The 24,144-nt window shown below is 72.6% G+C and carries 18 protein-coding genes; 16 read left to right on the forward strand and 2 right to left on the reverse strand.

What is annotated here, in order from left to right; all coding sequences use genetic code 11:
* Positions 1–25: 25 nt before the first annotated feature.
* Positions 26–607, reverse strand: a complete 582-nt coding sequence (locus ACFXHB_RS34610; protein WP_380579200.1) for a GNAT family N-acetyltransferase — start codon at positions 605–607, stop codon at positions 26–28.
* Between the two features lie 251 nt (positions 608–858).
* Here ACFXHB_RS34610 and secA point away from each other — a divergent pair, with 251 nt between their 5' ends.
* The gene (secA, locus tag ACFXHB_RS34615; RefSeq protein WP_380579202.1) at positions 859–3,621 is read left to right on the forward strand and encodes a preprotein translocase subunit SecA; all 2,763 of its coding nucleotides are present in this window, start codon (positions 859–861) and stop codon (positions 3,619–3,621) included.
* A 328-nt stretch (positions 3,622–3,949) separates the two neighbouring features.
* On the opposite strand, the gene ACFXHB_RS34620 is transcribed toward secA, so the two are convergent.
* On the reverse strand, positions 3,950–4,498 hold the full coding sequence (locus ACFXHB_RS34620; protein WP_380579204.1) for an Rv3235 family protein: 549 nt from the start codon (positions 4,496–4,498) through the stop codon (positions 3,950–3,952).
* Positions 4,499–4,848: 350 nt separating this feature from the next.
* On the opposite strand from ACFXHB_RS34620, the gene ACFXHB_RS34625 reads away from it, so the two are divergent.
* From ACFXHB_RS34625 to ACFXHB_RS34695, 15 genes are all read left to right on the forward strand, one after another.
* The gene (locus tag ACFXHB_RS34625; RefSeq protein WP_380579206.1) at positions 4,849–5,910 is read left to right on the forward strand and encodes a patatin-like phospholipase family protein; all 1,062 of its coding nucleotides are present in this window, start codon (positions 4,849–4,851) and stop codon (positions 5,908–5,910) included.
* A 254-nt stretch (positions 5,911–6,164) separates the two neighbouring features.
* The gene (locus ACFXHB_RS34630) at positions 6,165–6,674 is read left to right on the forward strand and encodes a DUF6912 family protein (protein ID WP_380579208.1); all 510 of its coding nucleotides are present in this window, start codon (positions 6,165–6,167) and stop codon (positions 6,672–6,674) included.
* Positions 6,675–6,769: 95 nt separating this feature from the next.
* A complete protein-coding gene (locus ACFXHB_RS34635; protein ID WP_380579210.1) occupies positions 6,770–7,426 on the forward strand; it encodes an HAD family hydrolase in 657 nt (218 codons plus the stop codon).
* Between the two features lie 177 nt (positions 7,427–7,603).
* Entirely contained in the window at positions 7,604–9,229 is a 1,626-nt protein-coding gene (gene pruA, locus ACFXHB_RS34640) for an L-glutamate gamma-semialdehyde dehydrogenase (RefSeq protein WP_380579234.1), read from the forward strand.
* A 283-nt stretch (positions 9,230–9,512) separates the two neighbouring features.
* Positions 9,513–14,462 carry an NAD-glutamate dehydrogenase gene (locus ACFXHB_RS34645; RefSeq protein WP_380579212.1) on the forward strand — a complete coding sequence of 1,650 codons (4,950 nt, stop codon included), beginning with the start codon at positions 9,513–9,515 and terminating at the stop codon, positions 14,460–14,462.
* A gap of 443 nt (positions 14,463–14,905) precedes the next feature.
* Positions 14,906–16,231, forward strand: a complete 1,326-nt coding sequence (locus tag ACFXHB_RS34650) for an ATP-binding protein (RefSeq protein WP_380579214.1) — start codon at positions 14,906–14,908, stop codon at positions 16,229–16,231.
* Positions 16,228–16,629: a roadblock/LC7 domain-containing protein gene (locus tag ACFXHB_RS34655; RefSeq protein WP_380579216.1), complete on the forward strand. Its 402-nt coding sequence runs from the start codon at positions 16,228–16,230 to the stop codon at positions 16,627–16,629. Before ACFXHB_RS34650 ends, ACFXHB_RS34655 begins: the two co-directional genes overlap by 4 nt.
* Positions 16,626–17,000 (forward strand): DUF742 domain-containing protein, encoded by a 375-nt coding sequence (locus tag ACFXHB_RS34660; RefSeq protein WP_380579218.1) that lies wholly within the window; start codon positions 16,626–16,628, stop codon positions 16,998–17,000. Before ACFXHB_RS34655 ends, ACFXHB_RS34660 begins: the two co-directional genes overlap by 4 nt.
* Complete coding sequence (locus tag ACFXHB_RS34665; RefSeq protein ID WP_380579220.1) at positions 16,975–17,565, forward strand: ATP/GTP-binding protein; 591 nt, start codon at positions 16,975–16,977, stop codon at positions 17,563–17,565. Before ACFXHB_RS34660 ends, ACFXHB_RS34665 begins: the two co-directional genes overlap by 26 nt.
* Positions 17,566–17,630: 65 nt before the next feature.
* Positions 17,631–19,022, forward strand: coding sequence for a cytochrome P450 (locus ACFXHB_RS34670; protein ID WP_380579222.1), 1,392 nt, complete (start codon positions 17,631–17,633; stop codon positions 19,020–19,022).
* A 299-nt stretch (positions 19,023–19,321) separates the two neighbouring features.
* On the forward strand, positions 19,322–20,455 hold the full coding sequence (locus ACFXHB_RS34675) for a cytochrome P450 (protein ID WP_380579236.1): 1,134 nt from the start codon (positions 19,322–19,324) through the stop codon (positions 20,453–20,455).
* Positions 20,452–21,387 carry an enoyl-CoA hydratase/isomerase family protein gene (locus ACFXHB_RS34680; RefSeq protein WP_380579224.1) on the forward strand — a complete coding sequence of 312 codons (936 nt, stop codon included), beginning with the start codon at positions 20,452–20,454 and terminating at the stop codon, positions 21,385–21,387. Before ACFXHB_RS34675 ends, ACFXHB_RS34680 begins: the two co-directional genes overlap by 4 nt.
* Positions 21,388–21,533: 146 nt before the next feature.
* Positions 21,534–22,364: a hypothetical protein gene (locus tag ACFXHB_RS34685; RefSeq protein ID WP_380579226.1), complete on the forward strand. Its 831-nt coding sequence runs from the start codon at positions 21,534–21,536 to the stop codon at positions 22,362–22,364.
* Positions 22,365–22,415: 51 nt separating this feature from the next.
* Entirely contained in the window at positions 22,416–23,045 is a 630-nt protein-coding gene (locus ACFXHB_RS34690) for an RNA polymerase sigma factor (RefSeq protein ID WP_380579228.1), read from the forward strand.
* A complete protein-coding gene (locus ACFXHB_RS34695) occupies positions 23,042–24,043 on the forward strand; it encodes a CU044_5270 family protein (RefSeq protein ID WP_380579230.1) in 1,002 nt (333 codons plus the stop codon). The genes ACFXHB_RS34690 and ACFXHB_RS34695 overlap by 4 nt, the downstream gene beginning before the upstream one ends.
* The last annotated feature ends 101 nt before the right edge of the window (positions 24,044–24,144 follow it).

Here is a 24,144-nt window from a genome sequence, read left to right on the forward strand (position 1 = left end):
GGGTGGAGCTGGGCGCGGGGGCCCGTCAGCCGTCGAGGTCGGTGGCGAGCAGGCCGGCGACCCAGGAGTCGCGGAACTCGCCGCGCTGTTCGGCGTAGGAGCGCAGGGTGCCCTCGAAGCGGAAACCGACCTTCTCGGCGACCGCGCGGGAGCCCTCGTTGCCCACGTACGCGACCCACTCCAGCCGGCGCAGGCCCAGCTCGGTGAGCCCGTGGCGGGCGACGGCGCGGGCGGCCTCGACGGTGAAGCCGCGGCCGCGGTGCTCCTTGGTGGCCCACCAGCCGATCTCGGCGGTGCCCGGCCGGCCGGGGGCGCGGACCAGCGCCTGGGTGCCGACCAGGGCCCCGGTGTCACGCTCGACCACGCACCAGAGGAGGGCGTCACCGGTACGCCGGCCGTTGACGGCCAGGTCGTTGACGAAGTACTCGGCGTCCTTGCGGTGGTACGGACTGGGGACGACCGTCCAGCGCCGGATCTCCTCGTCCTGGCAGGCTTCGAAGATCGCGTCCACGTCGGACTCCCGCGGCGGCCGCAGGAACAGGCGGTCGGTGACGAGGGTGCCGGGGGCGACGAGGTCGGGCGCGTGGGGCTCGCGGGGCTCTGCCATGAGCGGATTATTCCGTGCAGAAAGCAAACCGGGCATCCGAATATCGGGTCCTGCCGCCCAACTGCCCGGACGGCTGACCGTTTTGCCCCGGTGGACGATGCTATCGGGTCATGTGCCCGCAGGGGTGACACGGGAATAGCGTGCTGACGCACCTCCCGGGGTGTTGGACTCCTCGCATACGATGGCCCGTGCGGTGGGGTAAACCCGTCGTGCAGTCGTCCAGTGCCAATACAGGCAAGGAGCCCGCTCAAGTGTCCGTCTTCGACAAGATCCTGCGCGCCGGCGAAGGCAAGATCCTTCGCAAGCTGCAGCGGATTGCTGCCCAGGTCAACTCCATCGAAGAGGACTTCGTCAACCTCACCGACGCCGAGCTGCGCGCGCTGACCGACGAGTACAAGCAGCGGATCGCCGATGGTGAGTCCCTGGACGACATCCTCCCCGAGGCGTTCGCGACCGTTCGCGAGGCCGCCCGGCGAGTGCTCGGCCAGCGCCACTACGACGTCCAGATCATGGGCGGTGCCGCGCTGCACCTCGGCTACGTCGCCGAGATGCGCACCGGTGAGGGCAAGACCCTGGTCGGCACCCTGCCCACGTACCTCAACGCGTTGACCGGCAAGGGCGTGCACCTGATCACCGTCAACGACTACCTCGCCGAGCGCGACTCGGAGTGGATGGGCCGGGTGCACCGCTTCCTCGGCCTCGAAGTCGGCGTGATCCTGGGCAACATGACGCCCGCCGAGCGCAAGCGCCAGTACTCGATGGACATCACGTACGGCACCAACAACGAGTTCGGCTTCGACTACCTGCGCGACAACATGGCCTGGTCGAAGGACGAACTCGTCCAGCGCGGGCACAACTTCGCGGTGGTCGACGAGGTCGACTCGATCCTCATCGACGAGGCGCGTACCCCCCTGATCATCTCCGGCCCGGCGGACCAGGCGACCAAGTGGTACGCCGACTTCGCCAAGCTGGTGCAGCGCCTGAAGATCGAGCGCGACTACGAGGTCGACGAGAAGAAGCGCACCGTCGGCGTACTGGAGGAGGGTGTCACCCGGGTCGAGGACTACCTCGGCATCGACAACCTCTACGAGTCGGTGAACACCCCGCTCGTCGGGTTCCTGAACAACGCCATCAAGGCGAAGGAGCTCTACAAGAACGACAAGGACTACGTCGTGATGAACGGCGAGGTCATGATCGTTGACGAGCACACCGGCCGCATCCTGGCCGGCCGCCGCTACAACGAGGGCATGCACCAGGCGATCGAGGCCAAGGAGGGGGTGGAGGTCCAGAACGAGAACCAGACGCTGGCCACCATCACCCTGCAGAACTTCTTCCGTCTGTACGACAAGCTGTCGGGCATGACCGGTACCGGCACCACCGAGGCGGCCGAGTTCCACCAGATCTACAAGCTCGGCGTGGTGCCCATCCCGACCAACAAGACGCCGCTGCGCATCGACCAGCCCGACCTGATCTACAAGTCCGAGCCGGCCAAGTTCGCCGCCGTGGTCGATGACATCGCCGACAAGCACGAGAAGGGCCAGCCGGTGCTGGTCGGCACCGTGTCGGTGGAGAAGTCCGAGTACCTGTCGCAGGAGCTGCGCAAGCGCGGCATCCCGCACGAGGTGCTGAACGCCAAGCACCACGAGCGCGAGGCGCAGATCGTCGCGCAGGCGGGCCGCAAGGGCGCCGTGACCGTCGCCACCAACATGGCCGGCCGCGGTACCGACATCATGCTCGGCGGCAACTCCGACCACCTCGCGGCGGCCGAGCTGGCCCAGCGCGGCATCACTCCGGTCGACACCCCGGAGGAGTACGAGGAGGCGTTCCCGGCGGCGCTGGAGAAGGCCAAGGCGTCCGTGAAGGCGGAGCAGGACGAGGTCAAGGAGGCCGGCGGCCTCTACGTCCTCGGCACCGAGCGGCACGAGTCCCGCCGGATCGACAACCAGCTGCGCGGCCGCTCCGGCCGTCAGGGCGACCCGGGCGAGTCCCGCTTCTACCTGTCGCTCGGCGACGACCTGATGCGCCTGTTCAAGGCCGGCATGGTCGAGCGCGTGCTCTCGATGGCCAACGTGCCCGAGGACGTGCCGATCGAGTCCAAGATGGTCACCCGCGCCATCGCCTCGGCGCAGACCCAGGTCGAGCAGCAGAACTTCGAGATCCGCAAGAACGTCCTCAAGTACGACGAGGTGCTCAACCGCCAGCGCGAGGTCATCTACGGCGAGCGCCGCCGCGTGCTGGAGGGCGAGGACCTGCAGGAGCAGGTCGGCCACTTCATGGACGACACCGTCGAGGCGTACGTCAAGGCGGCCACCGGCGAGGGCTTCGAGGACGACTGGGACCTCGAGAAGCTCTGGACCGCGCTGAAGCAGCTCTACCCCGTCACCCTGGACCTGGAGGAGCTGGAGGAGGAGGCCGGCGGCACCGCCGGGCTCACCCCGGAGTTCCTCACCAAGGTCATCCAGGAGGACATCCAGGGGCAGTACGGCGCCCGCGAGGACCAGCTCGGCGCGGAGATCATGCGCGAGCTGGAGCGCCGGGTCGTCCTCTCGGTGCTGGACCGCCGCTGGCGCGAGCACCTCTACGAGATGGACTACCTCCAGGAGGGCATCGGCCTGCGGGCCATGGCGCAGCGCGACCCGCTGGTGGAGTACCAGCGTGAGGGCTTCGACATGTTCACCGCGATGATGGAGGGCATCAAGGAGGAGTCCGTCGGCTACCTGTTCAACCTGGAGGTCCAGGTCGAGCAGCAGGTCGAGGAGGTGCCGGTCGAGGACGCCGCGGTGCTGCTCGACAAGCTGGAGAAGGACACCGCCCGGCCGGAGATCAAGGCCAAGGGCCTGGACGCCCCCAAGCCGCAGCGGCTGCACTACACCGCCCCCTCGGACGAGGTCGGTGGCGGAGTCGTCGAGGGCGACTTCGACGACCTGGCGCCGGAGGACGAGGGCGACGGGCTGACCCGCGCCGAGCGCCGCAAGGCCGCCAAGTCGGCCAAGGGCCGCCGTCGCAAGAGCTGAGGCGGGGCCGGCCCGCCCGGTCCGCCGCCACGCAGGGCGCCGCTCCCGTAGGGGGGCGGCGCCCTGCGCCGTTCCCGCACTGCCCGTGCCGGCCGCCGCCGCGGGGGCGGTGGGAGCCGCAGGGGCCCGGGGACCGCGGCCCGTGCGGCCCGTGCGGCCTGTGAGGCCCGCGGGGCCCCGGTGGCGCCGCCGCGGGCCGCGCCGGGGGCGCCTGCCGCGGTGCCGCCGCCGGAGGCCGCCCCAGGGCCCGTCCGGGGCCGCGGGACGGCGGCGCGGGTGTCCCGCGTGGCGCCGGAGTAGAGCGGCGCGACGAGCGTGCCGCGCGGGTTCACCGGGCCTCCACGGCGGTGCACTGCCACTGCCCGGCCGGCCCGCGCAGCTCCAGCCGGAACGCCACCATGTGGTGCCGGCGGCCGAGGTCGACCCGGACGCAGGCCTCGATCGCGTCGGGTGAGGGCGATCTGTCGTGCACCGGCCCGAGCCGGGGCCGGTCGGCGGCGCCGCCGCGCCGCAGGATGCCGATCCGGACGAGCGAGGCGAGCTGGCCGTAGCCGTCCAGGCTGGTGTGGCGCATCAGCTGCCCGGACGGCCGGGCGCCGGTGAGCACCTCGACCAGCTGATGGGCGAACCGCGTGCTCAGCCCGGCGTGCGGACCGGGGCCGGCGGGGGCGGCGCAGGCGGACCGGGGGTGGCGCGGCCGCCGGCCGCCGGACGGGTGCCGGCCGGCCCGGGCGGCGGGCGGACGGTGCGGGTGGGCCGCCGGGTGCCCGGGCCGGTCACCGGGTGGCACCGGGGCCGCGGAGGCGGAGTGCGGGGCGGAGCGCGGGACGGGCCGCGGGTCGCTGTGCGGGGCGGCGGGGATCGGGCAGGCGGTCACGGGGCCCTCCCTGGGCGGCTGGTGCGGGTGCGGACGGGTCCTTGGTAGCCCGGTCCCGAGCGGAGCGGCAAGCGGGTTCGGCCGGTCCGGCGGGCCGGCCCCGGGTCTCACCTATCCGGGTGAAACGACCAGTGCGGCAAGGGCCGTCCGGCCCGTCCGGAGGGTGCCCGGTTGACGTGCGGGGGCCGGTGGGAGGGCCCGAAAGGGGACGGTCCGGCCCGGCGACACGCGGAGCGCGGTTCCCGGGCGCGACGTTGCGCCGTCGGGCCGTCGGCGCGCAGGATCGGATCCGGACCGGGAACCGCGCAGGACGGGCGACGACAGCGCCCCGACCAGGACAGGCGGCCGTCATGACGACACGGGTGGCGCAGACACGGACATCGGCGGCTCCGCCCGCCGAGGGCCGGCCCCGGCGCGGCCTGGTGCTGGGCGGCGGCGGCATGCTGGGCGCGGCGTGGACGGTCGGCGCGCTCTGCGCGGTCGAGGAGGCGGTCGGCTGGCGGCCGGGCGGTGCCGAGGTGGTGCTCGGGACCTCGGCCGGCGCGATCCTCGCCGCGATGCTGGCCGGCGGGGTCCGCACCGACCAGCTCCGTGACCACCAGCGCGGTCTGCCGATCACGACCGGGCCGCTGGCCGGGGTGGCCTTCGACTACGAGACGGCGGTCGGCGGCGCCCTGCCGCCGCGGCCGCGGGCCGGCATCGGTTCGCCGGGCCTGCTGCGGGACGCCGTCCGTCACCCGCGCGAGTACCCGCTGCTGACCATGGTGTCGGCGATGGCGCCGCACGGTCGCGGCTCGCTGGAGCCCGTCGGCGCGCTGGTGCGCGGCCTGCTGGGCCCCGGCGGCTGGCCGGACGGCTCGCCGCTGCGGGTGGCCGCGGTGGACTACCGCGGCGGTCGCCGGGTGGTCTTCGGCGATCCGGGCGCGCCGTCCGCCGCCGTCGCCGAGGCGGTGATGGCCTCCTGCGCGATCCCCGGCTGGTTCGCCCCGGTCCGGGTGAACGGCTCGGCGTACGTGGACGGCGGGTGCTGGTCGGCCACCAACGCCGACCTGATGCTGGGCCGGGGCCTGGACGAGGTCTACGTGCTCGCTCCGATGGCCCTGCGCCTGCACCCGCGCGGGCGCGCCGAGCCCGCGCGCGGCACGGTGGCCGCGCTGCGCGAGTGGCGCGCCCGGGACCGTCCGCGCGGGGTGCTCGCCCAGCTGGTCGGCCGCTACCGCCGCGCGGTGACCCGCCAGCTGCTGCGGGAGACCCGGCTGTTGCGGGCGAGCGGAGTCCGGGTGAACCTGCTCGCGCCGACCCTGGCGGACCTCGCGGTGATGGGGCCGAACATGATGGACCCGGCCCGCCGCGGCGCCGTGCTGGAGAGCGCGCTGCGCACCAGCCGGGCGGCCCTGGACGGCGTGCGCTGAGCCGCCCGGCGCGCGGGCGGGGCGTACGGGCCGGGGTACGGGGGCCTGGGTGTGCGGGCCCGCTCCGCGCGCACCCGGGCCGGCTCCGCGCACCCGGCCCCCAGGCCCGCGCCGCCGGCCGGCCGCGGGCGCGCCGAGGGCTCCCCGGCCCCGGGGCGCGGACGGGAGTGAGCGCGTGATCACGGATGGGGCCCCGGCGCTTATTCTTGGGGCGCTGGAAGCTGTGCCGCTGGACGAACCGGAGAGTGCCACCGATGCGCGTGTACGTGCCCACCACCCTGACCGGCCTGGCGGCGGCGCACCCGGGCGGCGCCCTGGAGCAGTCCGCGGCGTACGCCGTGACGCCCGCGCTGCGCGAGTGGTACGTCAGCGACGACCTGGAGGAACTGGAGTACGCGGCGCTGAACCGGGCCGCGCAGTCCTCGCTGCGGCTGCTGGCCGCCGACCCGGACGCACCGCGCCGCCGGGTGGTGGTGGCGCTGGACGTCGCCGACTCGGCGGTGCGGCCGTTCCCCGGTGACGAGTACCAGGACCAGGCCTCGCTCGGCCGGGTGGTGCTGGCCGGGCCGGTCCGGCTGGCGAAGGCGGCGGCGGTGCACGCGGACGTCGCCGACCCGGACGTGGTCGCGGACGTCGAGGCGGCGGTCGCGGCCGTCGGGGCGGCCGACGAGGGCGATCAGGACGCCCAGTTCACCGTGGACGGCGCCGAGGACCACGACCTGCTCTGGTTCGCCACCCAGGAGATCGCCGCCCTGCTGGCCTGAGCGGGGCCGTCCCGGGCTCGTCCCGGGGGTCCCCGCCGGCCGGGCCGGGAACCCGTCCTACCGGGTTGTCGGTGGCCGGGGTTACCGTTCCCTGCGTGCGCACTCATATCGTCTGGGACTGGAACGGCACGCTCTTCCACGACATGGAGGCGGTGCTCGGCGCGAGCAACGCCGCGTTCGCGACCGTCGGCATCGAGCCGATGACCATGCAGGAGTACCGCGAGCAGTACGAGATCCCGATACCCCGCTTCTACCAGCGGCTGCTCGGCCGGATGCCCTCCGAGGCCGAGTGGCTGCGGCTCGACGACGCCTTCCACGACCGCTACCTGGAGCTGAGCACGGCCTGCGGGCTGACCGACGGCGTGCTGGAGCTGCTGAGCGCCTGGCGGGAGGCCGGGCACAGCCAGTCGCTGCTGTCGATGTACGAGCACCGGAAGCTGCTGCCGGTGGTGGACGCCTTCGGCCTGACCGGCCAGTTCCTCCGGGTGGACGGCCGCAGCGGCCCGTCCGGCGGCCAGAAGGCGGAGCACCTGACCCGGCACCTGGCCGCGCTCGGCGAGTACGTGGACCCGGCCCGGACGGTGCTGATCGGCGACGCCGCGGACGACGCGCTGGCGGCGCTGAGCGCGGGCGCGCACGCGGTGCTGTACACCGGCGGCTCGCACACCCGGGCGAAGCTGGAGCCGGTCGGCGTCCCGGTGGTGGACAGCCTGGCGGAGGCCGTCGAGCTGGCCGGGAGCATCGCGGGCTGAGCCGCCGGGCCACCGGCGCCCGGAGAAGGCCACCGGCGCCCGGAGGGGGGCCGGTGGCCTTCGGCGTGGTGCGAACCACGTCCCCCGGTGGCGTGTCCGAGCGGGCGAATCGGCCCGCCGCTCGTCAGTCTGGATTGACGCCAGGCCACCAGTACGACGAGCGGAGCCGCCATGCCCATCGACGCAGTCACCCAGGTCCCGACCCCGGGCAACGAGCCGGTGCACGGCTACGCGCCCGGCAGCCCGGAGCGGGCCCGGCTGCTCCGCCGACTGGACGAGCTGGCGGCCGAGCAGATCCCGCTGCCGATGACCATCGCCGGTGAGCAGCGGTTCGGCGGCGGCGAACGGATCGAGGTCGTCCAGCCGCACCACCACGCGGCCAAGCTCGGGGTGCTCGGCAACGCCACCCGCGAGGACGCCCGGGCCGCGGTGGACGCGGCGCTGGCGGCCGGGCGCCAGTGGCGCGGGCTCTCCTTCGACGACCGGGCGGCGGTCTTCCTGCGCGCCGCCGACCTGCTGGCCGGGCCCTGGCGGGAGACGCTCAACGCGGCCACCATGCTGGGCCAGTCCAAGACGGCCCAGCAGGCCGAGATCGACTCCGCCTGTGAGCTGATCGACTTCTGGCGGTTCAACGTGCGCTTCGCCCGCGAGATCCTGGCGGACCAGCCGATCTCCTCGCCCGGGGTGTGGAACCGCACCGACCACCGCCCGCTGGAGGGCTTCGTCTACGCGATCACCCCGTTCAACTTCACCGCCATCGCCGGCAACCTGCCGACCGCGCCCGCGCTGATGGGCAACACCGTGGTCTGGAAGCCGGCGCCGACCCAGACCCTCGCCGCGCACTACCTGATGCGCCTGCTGGAGGCCGCCGGGCTGCCGCCCGGGGTGATCAACATGGTGACCGGCGACGGGCAGCAGCTCTCCCAGGTGGCGCTCACCGACCCCGCCCTCGCCGGGCTGCACTTCACCGGCTCCACCGCCACCTTCCAGTCGCTCTGGCAGACCGTCGGTGCCAACATCGGCGGCTACCGGACGTACCCGCGGATCGTCGGCGAGACCGGCGGCAAGGACTTCCTGCTCGCCCACCGCTCGGCCGACCCGGAGATCCTGCGGACCGCCCTGGTCCGCGGCGCCTTCGAGTACCAGGGGCAGAAGTGCTCGGCGCTCTCCCGCGCCTACCTGCCGCGCAGCCTCTGGCAGGCGATCAAGGACGAGTTCCTGGCCGAGGTGGACGCGCTGGCCGTCGGCGACGTCACCGACCTCTCCAACTTCATGGGCGCGCTGATCGACCGGCGGGCCTTCGAGAAGAACCGCGACGCGATCGAGCGGGCCAAGAGCGATCCGACCGTGGAGCTGGCGGCCGGCGGCCAGTACGACGACGCGATCGGCTGGTTCGTCCGCCCGACCGTGCTGGTCTCCTCCGACCACCGGGGCGAGATCTTCCGCACCGAGTACTTCGGCCCGATCCTGGCCGTCCACGTCTACGAGGACTCCCGCTGGGAGGACGTGCTGCGCCGGGTCGACTCGGGCGCGCCGTACGGTCTCACCGGCGCGGTGATCGCCCAGGACCGCTACGCCATCGCGCAGGCGGTGGAGGAGCTGCGCTTCTCGGCGGGCAACTTCTACATCAACGACAAGCCGACCGGCGCGGTGGTCGGGCAGCAGCCGTTCGGCGGCGGCCGGGCCTCGGGCACCAACGACAAGGCCGGTGCCGCGCAGAACCTGCTGCGGTGGACCTCGGCCCGGTCGATCAAGGAGACCTTCGTCCCGGCGACCACGTATGTTCACCCGCATATGGGCTGATGGCGAACATGACGGGCCGGTTTGGACATGGTGTCCAGGACGGAGGGATCTTCCTGCAGGATTGCGCCTCCCTGTCCCCTGACACCTTCGAATCCTCCCGTTAGGCTGGCTGGCGTCGTCGGGTGGCTGCAGGCCGAACGTCTCGTCCTACCCGCTGCGGAGGTATTTCATGCGCGCCATGGAGACCTTTCAGCCGGTTGGTGCGGCAGGATTGCGGTGGACCCGGCGGTGATCCCACACACCACCGAGTCACGCAACGGCGCGCGACAGGAGCCAAGAAGTCATGCAGACCAAGCTGGACGCAGCCAAGGCCGAACTGCTCACGAAGGCAGCAGCAGCCGCTGAGAACAGCCAGGTGGGGGGAGCGGCGCCGGGGGAGGGTCTGAGCAACGGCGCTCTGACCGCGTACCTGCACCACTACTACCTCCACACCGCGCCCGAGGACCTGATCGACCGCGACCCGGTCGACGTGTACGGCGCGGCCGCCTCCCACTACCGTCTCGGCCTCAAGCGCCCGCAGGGCACCGCCGAGGTCCGCGTGCACACTCCGTCGGTGGAGGAGAACGGCTGGTCCTGCGGCCACACCGTGGTCGAGGTCGTCACGGACGACATGCCCTTCCTGGTCGACTCGGTCACCAACGAGCTGTCCCGCCAGGACCGCGCGATCCACATCGTGATCCACCCCCAGCTGGTCGTCCGCCGTGACATCACCGGCAGGCTGCTGGAGATCCTGGACATCGACGCCTGCGCCCGCAGCCAGGCCGCCGGCGCCGAGTGGCCCGCCGACGCCGTCGTCGAGTCGTGGATGCACATCGAGATCGACCGCGAGACCGACCGCGAGGACCTCCGCTCGATCGAGACCGATCTGCGCCGGGTCCTGGGCGATGTCCGCGAGGTCGTCGAGGACTGGACGAAGATGCGCGAATCCGCGCTGCGTCTGGCCGACGAGCTCGCCGAGGAGCCCCCGGCCCACCTGCCCGAGCAGGAGGTCGGCGAGGCCTGGGAGCTGATGCGCTGGCTCGCCGACGACAAGTTCACCTTCCTCGGCTACCGCGAGTACGACCTGGTGGAGCACGAGGGCGAGGAGGTCCTCAAGGCCGTCGCCGGCACCGGCCTGGGCATCCTGCGCTCCGACCCGCTCGGCCACGACGACGACCACCACCCGGTCAGCGAGGCCTTCGGCCGGCTCTCCGCGCCGGTGCGCGCCAAGGCCCACGAGAAGAAGCTGCTCGTCCTCACCAAGGCCAACAGCCGCTCGACCGTGCACCGCCCGGCCTACCTCGACTACGTCGGCGTGAAGAAGTTCGACGCCAACGGCGAGGTCATCGGCGAGCGCCGCTTCCTCGGCCTCTTCTCGGCCGCCGCGTACACCGAGTCGGTCAGCCGCATCCCGGTGGTCCGCCGCAAGGTCCAGGACGTCATCCTCAGCTCCGGCTTCTCCACCGAGAGCCACGACGGCCGTGACCTGCTGCAGATCCTGGAGACCTTCCCCCGGGACGAGATCTTCCAGACCCCGGCCGAGGAACTGCTCCAGATCGCCACCAGCGTGCTCTACCTCCAGGAGCGCCGCCGACTGCGGCTGTTCCTGCGCCAGGACGAGTACGGGCGTTACTTCTCCGCGCTGGTCTACCTGCCGCGCGACCGCTACACCACCCGCATCCGGCTGCGCCTGATGGACATCCTGATGCAGGAGCTCAACGGCGCCTCGATCGACTACACGGTCTGGTCGACGGAGTCCGTGCTGACCCGTCTGCACTTCGTCGTCCGGGTCACCCCCGGCAGCGAACTGCCGCACCTGACCGACGCCGAGATCGAGCGGATCGAGGGCAAGCTCGCCGAGGCCGCCCGGTTCTGGATGGACGGCTTCAACGACCAGCTGCACCTGGAGCTGGGCGAGGAGCGGGCCGCCGAGCTCTCCCGCAAGTACGCCAACGCCTTCCCCGACGGCTACCGCGCCGACTTCACCGCGCGCACCGCCGTCGCCGACCTCAAGCAGATCGAGGCCCTGCACGGCGACGGCGACTTCCGCCTCAACCTGTACCAGCCGGTCGGCGCGGGTGACGACGAGCGCCGGTTCAAGATCTACCGGGTCGGCGGCCCGATCTCGCTCACCGAGGTCCTGCCCGTCCTGCAGCGGCTGGGCGTCGAGGTGCTGGACGAGCACCCGTACGCGCTGACCCGCTCGGACCACACCACCGCCTGGGTCTACGACTTCGGCCTGCGGCTGCGCGAGGCAGTCGAGCTGACCGACGAGGCCCGCGACCGCTTCCAGGAGACCTTCGCCGCCACCTGGACCGGCAAGGCCGAGAACGACGGCTTCAACGAGCTGGTGCTGACCGCCGGGCTGACCTGGCGCCAGGCGACGATGCTGCGCGCGTACGCCAAGTACCTGCGCCAGGCGGGCTCCACGTTCTCCCAGGACTACATGGAGGACGCGCTCCGCAACAACACCCACACCACCCGGCTGCTGGTCAACCTCTTCGAGGCCCGGCTGAGCCCCAGCCACCAGCTCGGTGCGGCGGAGCTGACCGAGGGCATCCTGGAGGAGCTGTCCGGCGCGCTGGACGAGGTCGCCTCGCTGGACGAGGACCGCATCCTGCGCTCCTTCCTGCACCTGATCAAGGCCACCCTGCGCACCAACTTCTTCCAGCACAGCGGCGAAGCGGGCGTGTGGCACTCCTACGTGTCGATGAAGTTCGACCCGCAGGCCATCCCGGACCTGCCGGCCCCGCGCCCCGCGTTCGAGATCTGGGTGTACTCGCCGCAGGTCGAGGGCGTGCACCTGCGCTTCGGCAAGGTCGCCCGCGGTGGTCTGCGCTGGTCCGACCGGCGTGAGGACTTCCGTACCGAGATCCTCGGCCTGGTCAAGGCGCAGATGGTGAAGAACACCGTCATCGTGCCGGTCGGCGCCAAGGGCGGCTTCGTCGCCAAGCAGCTGCCGGACCCGTCGGTGGACCGCGATGCCTGGCTGGCCGAGGGCATCTCGTCCTACAAGACCTTCATCTCGGCACTGCTGGACATCACCGACAACCTCAAGGGCGGCGAGGTCGTCCACCCGGCCGACGTGGTCCGCCACGACGAGGACGACACCTACCTGGTCGTCGCCGCGGACAAGGGCACCGCGACCTTCTCGGACATCGCCAACGGCGTCGCCGAGTCGTACGGCTTCTGGCTGGGCGACGCGTTCGCCTCCGGCGGTTCGGCCGGCTACGACCACAAGGGCATGGGCATCACCGCCCGCGGCGCCTGGGAGTCGGTCAAGCGCAACTTCCGCGAGCTCGGCCACGACACCCAGTCCGAGGACTTCACCGTCGTCGGCATCGGCGACATGTCCGGTGACGTCTTCGGCAACGGCATGCTGCTCAGCGAGCACATCCGCCTGGTCGCCGCCTTCGACCACCGGCACATCTTCCTCGACCCCAACCCGGACGCGGCCGTCTCGTACGCCGAGCGCCGCCGCCTCTTCGAGCTGCCGCGCAGCTCCTGGGACGACTACGACAAGTCGCTGATCTCGACCGGCGGCGGGGTCTTCCCGCGCAGTGCCAAGTCGATCCAGCTGACCTCGCAGGCGCGGGCCGCGCTCGGCATCGAGGAGAGCCGGCTCACCCCGGCCGAACTGATGAAGCGCATCCTCCAGGCGCCGGTCGACCTGTTCTGGAACGGCGGCATCGGCACCTACGTCAAGGCCTCGACCGAGACCAACGCCGAGGTCGGCGACAAGGCCAACGACGCCATCCGGGTCAACGGCGAGCAGCTGCGGGTCCGGGTCGTCGGCGAGGGCGGCAACCTCGGCTGCACCCAGCTCGGCCGCATCGAGTACGCGGCGTCCGGCGGCCTCCAGGGCGCCGGCGGCTGGATCAACACCGACGCCATCGACAACTCGGCCGGTGTGGACACCTCGGACCACGAGGTCAACATCAAGATCCTGCTCAACCAGGTCGTCGCCGACGGCGACATGACGGTCAAGCAGCGCAACCAGCTGCTCGCCGAGATGACCGACGAGGTCGGCCACCTGGTGCTGCGCAACAACTACGCGCAGAACGTGGTGCTGGCCAACGCGGCGGCCCAGGCGACCAGCATGGTCAACGTCCACTCCCGGATGATCAACCGCCTGGAGCGCGACGGCCGGCTCGACCGGGGGCTGGAGTTCCTGCCCACCGAGCGGCAGATCCGCGAGCGCCAGCAGAGCGGCCGCGGTCTCTCGCAGCCCGAGCTGTCGGTGCTGCTGGCCTACACCAAGATCACCCTGGCCGACGAGCTGCTCGCCACCGAGCTGCCCGACGACCCGTTCTTCCGCACCGCGCTGCACGAGTACTTCCCGAGCGCGCTGCGGGCGCGGTTCGCCGAGGCGATCGACAACCACGCGCTGCGCCGCGAGATCATCACCACGCTGATCGTCAACGACACGATCAACCGCGGCGGCTGCACCTTCGCCTTCCGGCTGAAGGAGGAGACCGGCGCCACGTACGAGGAGATCGCCCGGACGCACACCGCCGCGCGGGCCGTCTTCGGCCTGGAGGAGATCTGGTCCGAGATCGAGGACCTGGACAACCAGGTCCCCGCCGGTGCCCAGACCAGAATGCGGCTGCATTCGCGCCGGCTCGTCGAGCGCGCCACCCGGTGGATGCTCAACAACCGCCGCCAGCCGCTGGACATCGCCGGCACCATCGAGTTCTTCCACGACCGGGTCAACCAGGTCTGGGGCTCGCTGCCCAAGCCGCTGCGCGGCGAGGACCTGGTCTGGTTCGAGTCGGTCTACGGCGAGCTCGTCGCGGCCGGCGTGCCGGAGGACCTGGCCGGCCGGGTCGCGGGCCTGTCCTCGACCTTCCCGACCCTGGACATCACCGAGGTCGCGGACCGGTCCGGCAAGGACGTCGCCGAGGTCGCCGAGCTCTACTACGACCTCGCCGACCGGCTCCAGATCACCCACCTGCTCGACCGCATCATCGAGCTGCCCCGGACCGACCGCTGGTCGTCGATGGCCCGTGCCGCGATCCGTGAGGACCTCTTCGCGGCCCACGCGGCGCTGACCGCCGACATCCTGGCCTGCGGCCCGGAGGGCGCGACCCCGGAGGAGCGGTACACCGCCTGGGCGGAGCTCAACTCCACCCTGCTGAACCGCGCCAAGAGCACGCTCGACGACATAAGGGGTTCGGACAACTACGAGCTGTCCAGCCTCTCCGTCGCGATGCGCGTCATCCGCACCCTGCTCCGCACGGGTTCGATGCGCTGACGGCCGAGAGCCCGAGTGGCGGGGTCGCGTCTTCGGACGCGGCCCCGCCGCCGTTTTCCCGGGCGGTGCGCGGCATCGGACCCGGGCCGCGCGGGGATCCGGGATCGGAGCGTAGCGAACTGATCACTCTGTGCCCGGATCCGATTGTGGCCCGCGTGTGAGGTGCGGGTGAACGCGGGGTCACAATGTCCGGTACGTCGCAGTCGGAGTGTCGCGCGGTGACAGAGTTTCTCCCCAACTGCCCTGATTGGCAACTGTTCTGACATGCCAGGAGTTGCAGTAAGCTAACTCCGCGATAGGCGTTGCCGCAGGTCTCGTGCCGGAAGAGCTCCACCGACGTGCTGGAACAACAGGTGTCTTTCGGCCGGGCGCAGGCCGCCAGTCCCATTCGCGCAGGGCGGTCCGGACCTGTTCCTGACGCGATGCCACCTGAAGAGAGTTTCATGACGTCATTTGTGCAGGAACCCTTTTTCTGGGTCTCCATCGTGGTGATGCTCGTAGCGGTCGTGATCGCCCTCCAAGCTCGCAGGACGAACCTCTCCCTGCGCAAGCGCAACGTTTCCCTTGAGGAGGCGACCGGCCTGGCGCACCGGCAGCGCGACGATCTCGGCGCGCTGAACGCGCGGCTGCAGAGCCAGCACGCCGCCGTCCTGGCGGAGGTCCGCCGGGACGCCGAGGAGGACACCAAGGCCGTCCTCAAGGCGGCGATGCGGACCCTGCAGGGTCTGGCCGACGAGCAGCAGGTCGTTATCGACAAGGTGCAGCGGAAGTACGGCGACAGCCCGCAGATCCTCGCCGACCTGATGCTGGTCGACCACACGAACAGTCAGTTCGGCCGGCGCGCCCAGGGCATCGCGGTGCTCTGCGGCGGCTGGCTGGGCCGCCGGGAGACCGTCGCCTCGATCTACGACGTGGCCCGCAGCGCCCAGGGCCGGATCCGGCACTTCGACCGGGTGCAGATCCACTCCCGGGTCAGCGTCTCGCTGGCCAGCAAGGTCGTCGAGCCGGTCGCGGTCGTCGTGGCCGAGCTGCTGGCCAACGCCACCAACTACTCCGCCCCGGACACCCCGGTGGAGATCAGCGTCCAGGCCGTCCCGACCGGGGTCTGCCTGATCATCGACGACGCCGGTCTCGGGATGGGGCAGGAGGAGAAGGACCGCGCCGCGGCGCTCCTCAACCCCGGCGCGCCGATCAGCCTCACCGGCCTGGGCAACCCCCCGAAGTTCGGCTTCGCCGTCTCCGGCATGCTGGCCGCCCGCTACGGCTTCCGGGTGTCCGTCGACTCGGTCTCCCCCTACGGCGGTGTGCGGGCCGTGGTGCTGCTGCCGGCCGAGCTGCTCAGCAGCGAGGTCGCGCCCCCGGTGGCCGCCGAGCACGCCGAGTACGCCGAGTACAACGGCGGGTACCAGGGCGAGCCGCAGGCCGCCCACCAGGGCGGCTACCAGAGCGAGCCGCTGGTGGAGCAGACCCTGCAGGTCCGGGCGCCGGCCCCCGCGCAGCGGCTCGCGTCGCTGCCCGAGCCCGCCCCGGCCCTCCTCGCCCCGGTCGCCGCGCAGGCGGAGCCGGAGATGACGGCGGACGGACGGCTGCCCCGGCGCCGGCGCCAGCGCACCGTCTCGGTGGTCCCGCACCCGCAGGACTCCGGCCGCGTCGACGAGCCGGTGCCGACCACCGGCGGCCAGGAGACGGCGTCCCGCCTCGGCGCGTTCCAGCGCGGGACGCTGTCCGGGCGCAACACCATGACCACGGAAGGAACCGAGATCCAGTGAGCCCTGATCTGTCCTGGGTGCTCAACGATGTACTTCAGGTGCGCGGTGCCCGGCATGCCATCCTCGTCTCCGCCGACGGCCTGCTGCTCGAACGCTCCAGCGAGATCGGCCGTGACGAGGCGGAGACCAACGCCGCCGCGATGAGTTCGATGCAGTCGCTGAGCCGGGCCGTCGCGCCGTTCGTCGGAGGCGGCGGCGGGACGTGGCGCCAGACGCTCCTGGAGTACGACCACGGCTGGATCTTCCTGATCGCGGCCGGCAGCGGAGCCTACCTCGCGGCCTCCACCGCCTCCGACGTCGACATGGAGGCCATGTCCTTCCGGATGCAGCAGCAGGTGGGCGCGCTCGGACGGGCGATGACAGCGGCGCCGCGCCAGAGTTCACACAGCGGCTCATGACCGTTCCCGGCGAGGAGCAGCGGGTTGCCAGCGGCTTCATCCGCTCCTATGTCATCACCGGCGGCCGCGAGCTGCCGAGCGCGGACGACCTGTCCCTGATCACCCTGGTCACCGTCGCTCCCGGGCAGGGTCTCCCGGTCCGTCCGAGCCCGGAGACCCTGGCGATCTGGGAACTGTGCTCCGGCGGCTACCTCTCGGTGGCCGAGGTCTCCGCCCGCCTGGAGCTGCCGGTGGGGGTGGTGAGGCTGCTGCTGACGGACCTGATCCGCGAGGGGCGGCTGCTGCGCCGGGCGGCCCCGCCGCCCGCCCAGGCCCCGGATCCGAGACTCCTAGAGAAGGTATTGCATGGACTTCAACGCCGGTTCGCCTGAGGACATCTACGTCCCGGGCGGGGTGACGACCGCCGTCAAGATCCTGGTCGTGGGGCACTTCGCGGTCGGCAAGACCACGCTCATCGGCGCCCTGTCGGAGATCGCCCCGCTCAGCACCGAGGAGAAGATGACGCAGGCGTCCACCGGCGTCGACGACCTCCGGGGCGTACCGGACAAGAAGACCACCACCGTCGCGCTGGACTTCGGCCGGCTGACGCTCGGCGACGACCTGGTGCTGTACCTGTTCGGCACGCCGGGCCAGCAGCGGTTCATGCAGCTCTGGGAGGACATGGCGAAGGGGGCGCTGGGAGCGCTGCTGCTGGCCGACCCGACCCGGCTCTCGGACACGTTCCCCGTCATCGACCTGATCGAGCAGTACGGCCTGGAGTACGCCGTGGCGGTCAACAGCTTCGACCGGCAGAGCGACTACACCGAGGACGAACTGCGCGAGGCGCTCGACCTGCTCCCGCACACCCCGGTGGTGTTCTGCGACGCGCGTGACCAGCGGTCGTCGGCCGACGCCCTGCTGACCCTCGTCCGGCACCTGCTCGAACGCGCCTCCTGACCCCCCTTTCCCGTCACCGCCTCCCGGGGCCGCACCCGCCCGGGGCCACTTCCGAGGAACCACCCATGGAATCTCCGCAGCGACCCGCCCCGCAGTCGCCTCCTCCGGGCTGCCCGATGCACGGCGGCTCGACCCCGCTGTACGGGGAGTTGTTCTCCTCCGACCCCGAGGCGGTCTACGACGTCCTGCGTGCGCACGGTCCCGTCGCCCCCGTGGAGTTGTCCCCGGGGGTGGAGGCGACCCTGGTCACCTCGCACGAGGTCGCCCTGCGGGTGCTGCAGAACCCGGGGCTGTTCGCCCGGGACTCCCGGCGGTGGTCGGCGCTGAAGGAGGGGCGGGTGCCGATGGACAGCCCCGTCCTCCCGATGATGTTCTACCGGCCCAACTGCCTCTTCACCGACGGCACCGAGCACCTGCGCCTGCGCAAGGCCGTCACCGAGAGCCTGGAGCGGCTCAACGACAACCGGCTCAACCGGCACGTCGAGCGGATCGCCGGTTACCTGATCGACCAGTTCAGCCCGCTGGGCCGGGCCGACCTGCTCAACGACTACGCCAAGCTGCTGCCGCTGCTGCTGTTCAACCAGCTCTTCGGCTGCCCGGCCGACATCGGTGACCGGCTGACCCGGAGCATGTCCGCGCTCTTCGACGGCCTGGACGTGCTGCGGGCCAACGAGGAGCTGAACGCCTGCCTGATGGACCTGGTGGCGCTGAAGCGCCGTCAGCCGGGCGACGACATCACCTCGTGGCTCGTCCAGCACCCGGCCGGGCTGCGCGACGAGGAGCTCAAGGACCAGCTGGTCATGCTGATGGGCGCCGGGGTCGAGCCCGAGCGCAATCTGATAGGCAACGCGCTGCTCCTGCTGCTGTCCGGCGACGGCGGCCCCGGGATGCGCATCGAGGACGCCCTCGACGACGTGCTGTGGAACAACCCGCCGATCGCCAACTACGCGACGCACTTCCCGATGCAGGACGTCGAGGTGGGCGGGGTCCGGATGCCCGCGGACAGCCCGGTGGTGATCAGCTTCGCCGCCGCCAACAGCGACCCCACGCTGACCGACGCCCGGCTGACCCTCAGCAAGGGCGCCCACCTGGCCTGGGGGGCGGGCCCGCACGCGTGCCCGGCCAAGTCCCCGGCCCAGCTGATCGCGCTGACCGCGATCGAGTGCCTGCTCAACGCGCTGCCGGACGTCACGCTCGCGGCGCCCGCGGAGAGCCTGGACTGGCGGCCGGGCCCCTTCCAGCGCGGACTGGTCTCGCTGCCGGTGCGGTTCAGCCCGGCACCCGTCCGTCCCCCGGTGCCCGGCACGGGCTCCGGCCCGGGCGGCCCGCCCGCCGCGGCGGCCGCCAACGGGACGCCGCACCCGCCGGCCGCCGGCGCGTCCGCGCCGGGCGTGGGCCGGGCCCCGGTCAAGCAGAAGGGGTGGTGGAGCTCCTTCCTGGACGTCTTCCGGCTCTGACCGGGGGCGGCGTCGGAGTCCGTACGGTCGCTCAGCGGTGAACGGAGTCCGGCGACTTCGGGCATGTGACGGGGGCAACTCCGATTGACGCTTGAGCGTGCTCCCGGTGGGTAGGTCGCCGCCGTACTGCCCGCCAGCGCAAGGAGCCCCGCGTGACCGCCATGATGGAAGCCCGCCCCGGGAACCCGGAGCGCCGTGCTGGAACCGTCGACCGCCGCGTCGCCGTGCCGCTTCTGCGGCGGCTGCGGTCGGCGGAGGGGCTGGCCGATCCGTTCCCGGTCTACGACGAGCTGCGGGCCATGGGCGATCTCGTCCCGGCTCCGTGGGGCGGGTACCTGGTCACCGGTTACGACGCGTGCGACCAGGTCCTGCGGGGCCGGAACTGGCTCGTCCCCGACTTCGCCTGGCAGGACCGGCAGGCCGACACCGAGCGCTGGCAGGCCGTCGCCACCCAGGAGATGAGCCGGACCCTCCACCGGCTCAACGCACCGGTGCACACCCGGCAGCGGCACAGCCTCGGGAACCTCTTCGGCCGCCACACGCTCCAGGCCATGGAGCCGGAGATCGAGGCCGACGTCACCGGGCTGCTCGACCGGTTGGCCGAGCGAATACGCGTCGACGGTGAGGCGGACCTGGCCACGCTGGTCGGCGACCAGCTGCCGATCAACACCGTCGGGCGCTGGCTGGACATCCCGCCGGAGGACTTCGCGCACATCCTGGAGATCACCCACAACCAGGTGCACGCCCAGGAACTCCTGCCCACCAAGAGCCAGTTGGCGATTTCCGAGGCTGCCACCCTGGACCTGCGGCGGTACTTCACCGACCTCGTCCGGAAGCGTCGCGCCAATCCGGGCGACGACGTGGTCTCCGGCTGGATCCGCACCTGGGACGCGCTGGAGTCGGACCGGGAGGCCACCGACCGGACCGTCTACGAGCTCACCATGTTCGTCACCATCGCCTCCCTGGAGGCCACCGCGGCGTCGCTCTCCCTGATGGTGTGGTCACTGCTGCGGTCCCCCGGTACCTGGGAATGGCTGCGGGACCGGCCGGAGCACCTCGACGACGCGGTCGAGGAGGCGCTGCGCTACGACCCGCCGATCCGCCTCAACAGCCGGGTCGCGGGGGAGGACACGGAGCTGGCCGGGGTGTTCGTCCCCAAGGACACCATGGTGCATGTCATGTACGGGGCAGCCAATCGCGATCCGCGCCGCAACCCGGCCCCGCACACCTTCGACGTCCTCCGCAAGGGCTCCCACATCGCCTTCGGCGGGGGTGCCCACTACTGCCTCGGCGCGGCCCTGGCCAGGCTGGAGGCGCGCATCCTGCTGGGCCAGCTGCTGCGGCGCTTCCCGGACCTGCGGGTGGTGGGTCAGCCCGAGTTCGCACCCCGGATGGTCTTCCACCGGGTGATGTCCTTGAGAGTGGCGGCATGAACGTTTCCTCCGAGGCGGTCCCGTACCCCCCGTACGCGCAGCACCCCCCGTACCCCCCGCAGCCTCCGGTGCCGCCCGGACCGGGCGGGGCGGCCGAGCCCGCCCACGACCGTGCCGGGTACGGGGCCAGGCCCCCGGAGGCCGCCGCCGCCCACCCCCCGGTGACGGCCCGCGCCGTCCGGGTCGAGCGCCGGGACGCGGTGCTGTCGATCGAGCTGGACAGCCCCGCGACCGGAAACGCCGTCACCGCGGCCATGCTGGAGGAGCTCCTCGCCGTCCTCGCCGTCCCGGACCCCGCCGTCCGCGCGGTCGTGCTGTCCGGCGCCGGCGCGGACTTCTGCCTCGGCGGCGACCGCGACGAGTTCGCCGACTCCCTCGGGGTGGACCCCACCGGCGGTGGCATCCGGCACTCCGGCACCCTGGCCCGCCGGGTCTGCGAGGCCCTCACCAACAACCCCGCCGTCACCGTCGCCCGGGTGCAGGGCCGCGCGATCGGCGCCGGCTTCGCCCTGGCCCTCGCCTGTGACCTGCGGGTCGGTGCCGACAGCGCGAGCTTCCGGCTGCCCGAACTCACCCTCGGCCTGCCCGTCGCCTGGGGCGGCCTGCTGCCCCGGCTGCTCCACGAGGTCGGCGCGGCCCGTGCCCGCGAGATCATCCTCACCGGCCGCCCGGTGGGCGCCGCGGAGGCGTACACCCTCTCCATCCTCCAGCGGGTCGTCCCCGAGCAGGACCTGGACCAGGCCGTGGCCGAGTGGGTCAGGCCCGTCACGCGCCGCCCCGAGGCCGCTCTGCGGGTCACCAAGACCCTGCTCAACTCCCACGCGGCGGCGACCAGGCTGGCCGACACCTCGGTCCTGGACGCCGAGCTGATGGCCTCCGTCCTGGCCGCCGCCCACTACGCCCGGGGGGCCGGCGCTCCGCCGTCCGGCTGAGCCGGCGCCCCGCCCCGACGGGGGGTGGGCCCGCGTCCCCCGACGCGGGCCCACGGCCCGGAAGGCCGGACCGCCCCCGCGCGGGCCCGGTGCGGAGCACCGCCGGAGCTTCGGTACGGTGTCCTGCGACGAGGGGGAAGATCATCATGAGCACGACGCGCATCAGGCGCACGGCGGCCACCGCCCTGACCGCGGCGCTGGTCGTCTCGGCGGCGGCCTGCGCCTCCCACCGGAAGAGCGAGGCCGCCCCGACCGCCCGGGCCGCGACGGCCGCGAAGCCGGCCGCGAACCCGGCCCCGGGGCGGCTCGGGGCCGGCGGCTACCGGGGGCTCAGGCCCGGAATGGCCAGGGACGCGGCGCTGGCCGTCGGCGTCCTGGAGGCGGCCCCGGTGTCGCTGCTCAACGGGTGCGTCGACTTCGTCTACAAGGGCGGCCCGGCGCCGGACCCGGCCAGGATGACCGCCGAGGCGGCCGCCCAGGCCAGGTACGACGAGCTGGACGTCAAGGCGCAGGCCGGCCGGAGCAAGCCCGGCGCGGTGCGGAGCCTGCCGCCGCACCCCTCGCTGACGGACCTCAAGCTGCACTCCCAGTTCCAGCTGGCCGAGACCGAGCGGATGAAGGCCTACCAGGGGACGTTCGACCAGCTGGCCAAGGCCGCGGACGCGTTGAAGGCGGCCCGGGCGGCCCGCGACGCCGCGTTCCGGACCACCGGCCGGGTCGGCTTCGGCCCGGACGGTCTGCGGGAGCTGGTGGTCCCGGCGGGCACCCGGACCGCCGAGGGCATCGGGGCCGGCTCGACGGTCGAGGCGCTCCGGGAGGCCTACGGCGACAAGGGGTTGGGGCAGGCCGGGAACGGCACGTTCGAGCTGCCGGCCGAGGGCGACCTGGGCGCGCGCGGTTGGCGGTACGAGTTCACCGTGGACGGCGGCGAGGTCAGCGGTCTGGCCCTGGCCAACCGCGGCATGCGCTGTTCCTGAGCACTTCACCGGCAGAAGGGAACCCGGCGTCCGCCGCGGACAGGTGGGGGCGTGGAGTTGTCACTGCGGGGCCGGTTGCGGGACGGGGACCAATGGGCGTTCGGGGAGGTGTTCGATGACGCGGCGGAGGACCTCTACCGTTACGCGCTGCGGGTCTCGGGGGACCGGGCGGTGGCCGAGGACGTCGTCCAGCTGACCTTCCTGGAGGCCTGGCGGTTGCGGGCGACACTGAGGGAGGGCGACGAGCCGGTCCGGCCCTGGCTGTTCGGGATCGCCGCCAACCTGTTGCGCAACACCAGCCGGGCGGCCCGCCGGCACCGGGCCGCGATGGCCCGGCTGCCCGCCCGGGAGACCGTCCCGGACTTCGCCGACGAACTGGTCGGCCGGCTCGACGACGCCGCGCAGCTGGCCGCCGCCCACCGGGCGCTGGCCCGGCTGAGGAAGCCGGAGCGCGAGGTGTTCACCCTCTGCGTCTGGGCGGGCCTGGACTACGCGAGCGCGGCGCAGGCCCTGGGGATACCGGTCGGGACGGTGCGGTCGCGACTGTCCCGGGCGCGCACCAGACTGCGGGGGCTGGCGGCCGAGGAGTTGGCCGCCGGCGCGGAACCCGGCGCGGGCGGCGGACAGGTACGGGGTGACCGCACACCCGCGGTCCGGTCGATGCGGGGGACGAACCGATGAACGAGGACGACCGAGCGGAGCTGGACCGGCTGCTGCCGGCGCCGGGGACTCCCGGGCTCTCCGCCGACCGCCACCGGTTGTTGAGGGGGCATCTGATGAGCGAGATCGGCGCGAAGCCGGCCCGGGCACGGCGCAGCAGGTACGGCTGGGTGGCGCTGCCGGCGCTGGCGGGAGGTCTGGCGCTGGCCGTGGTGCTGACCACCGGCGGCGGGGGCGCCCCGGACACCCCGGGCGCGGCGCCGCGGCCCGCGGTGTCGCGGCCGGCGGCCGGGCCGGCCGACGCGGTCCAGCTGCTGGACCGGATCGCCCAGGTCTCGGCGAGCCGGCCGGGCGCGACCGTCCGGGACGACCAGTACGTCTGCGTGCGGAGCGAGTGGAGCGGCGCCCGCTACGACGCGGCGACCGGCCGGACGCAGACGACGCCGACGCACCCGCGCACGGTCTGGCTGTCGGTGGACGGCAGTGCCAACGGGCTGATCGAGGACGCGACCGCGTTCGGCCGGCCGGAGAACCCGCGGGGCCGGATCGCCCTCGTCCCGGCACCCGGTCCGGCGGGGATCGCCCGGCCGACGTACCACTATCTGACGACGCTGCCCACCGATCCTCGGGAGCTCCTGGGGATGGTCTACGCCGAGGGCAACGGCAAGGGCGGGCAGCCCGACCAGGCCGCGTTCAGGGACATCGGCAACCTGATCAGCGAGCAGCTGATCGCACCGGAGACCAGCGCCGCGTTCTACCGGGCGGCGGCGCTGATCCCGGGCGTCACGCTGGTGGACGACGCGGTGGACGCCCTCGGGCGGCACGGGGTCGCGGTGGCCCGGGAGGACGGCACCGTCCGATCGGAGTGGATCTTCGATCGGACCGGCTACGAGTTCCTCGGCGAGCGGGAGGTGCTGCTCCGGGACAGCGACCTCGGACCGAAGGGCATGGTCGTCCAGCACACCGCGGTGCAGCAGCGCGCCGTCGTGGACAAGCCCGGCGAGCTGCCCGCGAACTGACCGCGGACCGGCCGGAAACCGGCCCGGAAACCGGCCCGGGACGCGGCCCGGAAACCGGCCCGGGACACATGCGGCGGCGGGGTGGGCGCGATCGGGGGACG

Source organism: Kitasatospora sp. NPDC059327 (genome assembly GCF_042752535.1).
Classification (GTDB): domain Bacteria; phylum Actinomycetota; class Actinomycetes; order Streptomycetales; family Streptomycetaceae; genus Kitasatospora.

Coding starts and splice junctions, on each gene's coding strand:
- ACFXHB_RS34675 (WP_380579236.1), top strand. CDS start 19,322: ATGGGCGATCTCGTCCCGGCTCCGTGGGGCGGGTACCTGGTCACCGGT.
- ACFXHB_RS34625 (WP_380579206.1), top strand. CDS start 4,849: ATGACGACACGGGTGGCGCAGACACGGACATCGGCGGCTCCGCCCGCC.
- ACFXHB_RS34680 (WP_380579224.1), top strand. CDS start 20,452: ATGAACGTTTCCTCCGAGGCGGTCCCGTACCCCCCGTACGCGCAGCAC.
- ACFXHB_RS34695 (WP_380579230.1), top strand. CDS start 23,042: ATGAACGAGGACGACCGAGCGGAGCTGGACCGGCTGCTGCCGGCGCCG.
- ACFXHB_RS34645 (WP_380579212.1), top strand. CDS start 9,513: ATGCAGACCAAGCTGGACGCAGCCAAGGCCGAACTGCTCACGAAGGCA.
- ACFXHB_RS34650 (WP_380579214.1), top strand. CDS start 14,906: ATGACGTCATTTGTGCAGGAACCCTTTTTCTGGGTCTCCATCGTGGTG.
- ACFXHB_RS34660 (WP_380579218.1), top strand. CDS start 16,626: ATGACCGTTCCCGGCGAGGAGCAGCGGGTTGCCAGCGGCTTCATCCGC.
- ACFXHB_RS34630 (WP_380579208.1), top strand. CDS start 6,165: ATGCGCGTGTACGTGCCCACCACCCTGACCGGCCTGGCGGCGGCGCAC.
- ACFXHB_RS34685 (WP_380579226.1), top strand. CDS start 21,534: ATGAGCACGACGCGCATCAGGCGCACGGCGGCCACCGCCCTGACCGCG.
- ACFXHB_RS34670 (WP_380579222.1), top strand. CDS start 17,631: ATGGAATCTCCGCAGCGACCCGCCCCGCAGTCGCCTCCTCCGGGCTGC.
- ACFXHB_RS34665 (WP_380579220.1), top strand. CDS start 16,975: ATGGACTTCAACGCCGGTTCGCCTGAGGACATCTACGTCCCGGGCGGG.
- ACFXHB_RS34610 (WP_380579200.1), bottom strand. CDS start 607: ATGGCAGAGCCCCGCGAGCCCCACGCGCCCGACCTCGTCGCCCCCGGC.